Source organism: Syntrophomonas sp. UBA5494 (assembly GCF_002426325.1).
On the sequence record NZ_DIPG01000091.1, the window covers coordinates 1 to 4,388 of the forward strand.

Below are 4,388 nucleotides of genomic sequence, written 5' to 3' on the forward strand. Positions count from 1 at the left end.
TGGCTGTAACATACTCAGGACGGGAATGGACGCATTTCAGCATAGTGAATACTACAACGCTTACCCAGATACCAGGCCCGTATATGGCTTCCGTCATGGAACAACTTAAAGCACGGGGAGCGACATTTGATTATACGGCCAACGCAACCCGTCCCGATCCGGCCTTGACGCCTGTGGAATGGTTGCCGGACAGTTCAAGTATTCTTATTTACTACCAATGGCACGATACATCCTACACAACACAAAGCGGCACGTTTGTTTATGAGATTGAATCAGGCCAAATATCCGAATTAATACAAAATTCCCCGCGGGTTTTGCCTGTGGTTGGCAGTTGAGATCTTCGCTGCAAATCCCCTGGAAAAGCGACAGGTACAGCCTTGAATAAATAGGGTATAGTGGGTAGGAAAGCTGTTGCCTTCGTCCACATCTGGCAACGGCGGGGAGGTATAAGACTATGCACAGACAGGAACGATTGGCTGAGGCAGCACGAAAATTAAGGGAACAAGAAAGACTATTACACCGCAGGGAAGCGACCTGCAATATGATTCAAGAGCAAAAAAAACATTGGCAGGGGCTCAAAAAACAATTAGATACAGAAGGCAAAGATTTGGAACGCTTGGACGGTATTACTCTGCAGAACTTCTGGCATAGCTTAAAAGGCACTAAAGACATCGCCAAACACAAAGAGCAAGAGGAATACCTGGCAGCCAAATTGAAGTTTGACGGCCTTAATGCTAACCTGGAAAATCTGGAAAGAGATATCAGGCGAATTGATAGGGAATTAAAAGCTTTGGGAGATCCTCAAGGGGAATACCAGCAGGCTATCCAGGATAAAGAAAGCTATTTACTCCGCTCTGGTGGGCCTGATGCGCGGCGCCTGTTTGAAGTGGCGGAACAATTGGGCTGTTTGCGGGCAGAGTCCAAGGAACTGGAGGAAGCGATCGATACCGGGCAAATCGCAGCCCAATGCTTGTCTGAAGTGGAAAAGAGCCTTGGCAGCGCCCAAGGCTGGGGTATTGTTGATATCCTGGGCGGAGGGCTTTTAACCACTGCTGTAAAGCATGCTCATATTGGAAGTGCCCGGGATAAAATCAGCCAGGCTCAAAAGCTGCTTCGCAATTTTCAAACTGAATTAGCCGATGTCCAAAAAACCAATGATTCCATAGAAATTGGGGGACTGGCGACCCTGGCTGATTTCCTGCTGGATGGATTATTGTTTGACTGGATTGTGCAGTCACAAATCAATACTGCGCAGAACCGCACCCGGCAGCTTAAGCAAAAAATACAGTCAACTATCCAGGATCTGTACCAAGCGCAAAAAAGAAATATGCAAGCAGCACTGGAACTGGATGAAGAAAGAAAACGGATAATCGAAACTGCTTCTATCTCCCCTCGATCTTTAGACTAAGATAAACGTGACCGTGATATGGTGCATAACTACATCTCGGGATCCGTTTACTTCAGCAGCTAATGGGCCTGGTTGGAATGGTTTATTAGTACCCATTGTCATGCTGATTCGCATTCCACCCCCTGAGGGGAGTTGACAAAAACGTGGCGGAAAAGCGAAACAAGACTAGCCCGCCAACAGACAAAAAACCGGCGGAACGCCAGCCTTTTTTATTTTGCATATTGTATACAATGTTATAATATGGTATCTTATATCAGGATGCTTTAGGAAACGGAGGCAAGGTTGTGCTATTAACCGGATGTGAAAATAAAACTATAAATACTGCGGATTCTGGTTTTGCCTGGCTGACCGATTATGCCTATTGTCATCCGCAGTCCAAACCAACAGATATGTCGTGATATTCTCATACCGGCCGGTTCCAGGGGTGTGTGAAATCACACCTCTTTTTATATGCAGAGCGCTTGGAGCGCGTAGATCAGAATGCCGGCCTGCTTGTCTTTCGCACTCACCATCACATTACTGCATATTAAGGTATCCACAACCATGAACGAGGCGCAGTCGGGGTTACTTCGATTCGTAATCCGGAGGTCGCAGGTTCAAATCCTGCCCTGAACAGTATGACTGTTCAGGTAGCTCAGCGGCAGAGCACCGGAAGAGTCCTCGGCGTCCTTCCCTCGTTCTTAAGAAAACGGCAAATCTGGTTTTAATGTAATAGGCGAGGCGCAGTTGGGGCTACTTCGGTTTAGCAGGCTTCGAACTCTGCCCCACCTCACAGGTGGTGAGTGCCTCAACGCTCTTTCCTCGCCTGTTGCGCCGAATTAAACACGAGGCGCAGGCCCGGGTTACTTCGGCCAACTTCTGCGGGATCAGTGGCTTAAATGCCAAAACAGCCGCCCGCGCCCCGGGCCGCCCTTTCCTCGTAACAATAATAAATCACTGGCTTTATATCCAGTTTGAAGGGAGAAAGATCGATGTCACGCGTAAAACAAGTGTTTGAGGGAGTGCTGCCCACCACTACCAACCACGAAGGTTACCCGGCCTATATCAGACCGATAAAAGAACAGTATCTGCAGGCTCTGTTGACCAATACCCTGGGAAATACTTTTTACGCTGACCGTAACGTGTTGCTGCAGGAGGCTCTGGACTTGCATGCAGAGATGATGCGGACAGATCCCGCCTATGCCGCCAGGGCACTGGTCTATGCCCGCAATGAAGGCTTGATGCGCCTGCAGCCGATATTGGGTTTGGTCTATCTCTCCCAATATGATACGGCCTTGTTTTCCCGGATATTCAGCCAGATTATTCGTATTCCCCCTGATCTGGCGGATTTCCTGACGATTTTGTCAGGCTTAGGCCGGGGGCAGGGTGGCCGGGCGATCAAGCGTGAGGTGGCAGGATTTTTAAACGGGATCGATGAATACTGGGCCTTAAAATACAACGGCCGCGGTCGGGGCTATAATTTGGGCGACGCCATCGCCACCGCGCACCCGGTGCCCCGAGATGAACGACAGAACCAGCTGTTTCGCTACTTGACCGGCCAGGCCGCTCAGTTGCAGGAGCTGCCGCAGATCGCCGCCTTTGAAGCATTGAAACGGGCCGATAACGACGAACAAAGAATTCGCCATATCAATGAGGGACGCTTGCCGCACGAGGTAGTTACCGGTACGGTGCAGCCAACGCCAGCGGTATGGCAGGCTATTCTGCATCAGCTGCCGCTGTTTGCTCTGCTGCGCAACCTGAACACCCTGGACCGGGTGGGTATACTCGATGAGAACCGCGATTATATCAGCCGCCGCCTGACGGACCGGGAAGCGTTGCAGAAGGCCAAAATCATGCCATTTCGATTTGTGAATGCCTTTGAACAGGTACATAAAGCCTGGATGCGGGATGTCCTGCGCCAGGCAGTGGAAATGTGCTTCGCCAACCTGCCCGTCTTGAATGGACGCAGCGCCATATTCCTGGACATTTCCGGTTCGATGAGCGGGGAGTTCATACGTATCGGTTCGGTTTTCGCCCTGGCTTTATTCAAGCTGAGCGGAGGCCAGGCCATCTTCTGGCTGTTCGATACTGAAGTGTACGACGCGCAGGCTTCTTTGCATGATTCTATTCTGTCTCAGGCTGAAAAGATAAAAGCCCGGGGTGGGACTGACACCGGGGCGCCCCTAAGGGCGCTGCGCAGCAGCCGGGAGAAGGTTGACAATATCATAATGATAACCGACGAACAGCAGAATACTGGCAGCCCTTTTTACAATGAATTGCAGTCCTATCGCAGGAAATACAACCCGGACACCAGGGCCTTCATCATCGATGTGGCCCCCTACCAGGGAGCCTTGGTGCCGCCTGTTGATGATCTGACCCACTATATCTATGGTTGGGCGGACACGGTGGTCAAGTACATCGTATATTCCATTGATGGATATGCAGGGATGGCAGAACGGGTTCAGGCCATAGAGTTGTAATTGATAGAACCGGGTAAAATGGAGCCGCGGTTGTCCGCGGCTTTTTTACCGATGAGGAGAGATTGAAATGTTTGTAATCGAGGGAAGAACCGATTTGAATCAACATAAAATACCAATTAAAGTATGGTTGGAAGGACCTCAGCATCTTGACGATAATTGTTTGCAGCAGGCCGTGAACCTGGCCGGCCTGCCCTTCATACATAAATGGGTGGCATTGATGCCCGACACCCACATGGGTTACGGAATGCCGATCGGAGGGGTGATTGCCGCCAAACAAGTGATCATCCCCAACGCGGTTGGGGTTGATATTGGGTGCGGCATGGCTTTTCTGCGCACCAACATACCGGCCCGGCTGCTCCGTGAGACTGAAACTCCACAGGGTAAGCTAAGCCAGGCCATCACCAGGAACATATTGCGAGATATTCCGGTGGGATTCGCCCATCACCCCAAAATGCAGGATTCGGCCTACCTGTCGGGTTTGCTGGCAGGTGATTCGCAGTTTTTGGCGGAGCTCGACCAAT

General features: G+C 50.6%; 3 protein-coding genes and 1 pseudogene. All 4 read left to right on the forward strand.

Translation table 11 applies throughout. The annotated features are described in order from the left end of the window. Window positions 1–335 (forward strand): annotated as a pseudogene (locus B3W37_RS10025) (hypothetical protein); the annotation flags it as partial. Between the two features lie 119 nt (window positions 336–454). After that, window positions 455–1,408, forward strand: a complete 954-nt coding sequence (locus B3W37_RS10030; protein ID WP_483175617.1) for a hypothetical protein — start codon at window positions 455–457, stop codon at window positions 1,406–1,408. Window positions 1,409–2,379: 971 nt separating this feature from the next. Next, on the forward strand, window positions 2,380–3,867 hold the full coding sequence (locus B3W37_RS10035) for a TROVE domain-containing protein (protein WP_483175619.1): 1,488 nt from the start codon (window positions 2,380–2,382) through the stop codon (window positions 3,865–3,867). A gap of 67 nt (window positions 3,868–3,934) precedes the next feature. Then, window positions 3,935–4,388 (forward strand): RtcB family protein (locus B3W37_RS10040; protein ID WP_483175620.1); only part of this gene is annotated, 454 nt, incomplete at its 3' end.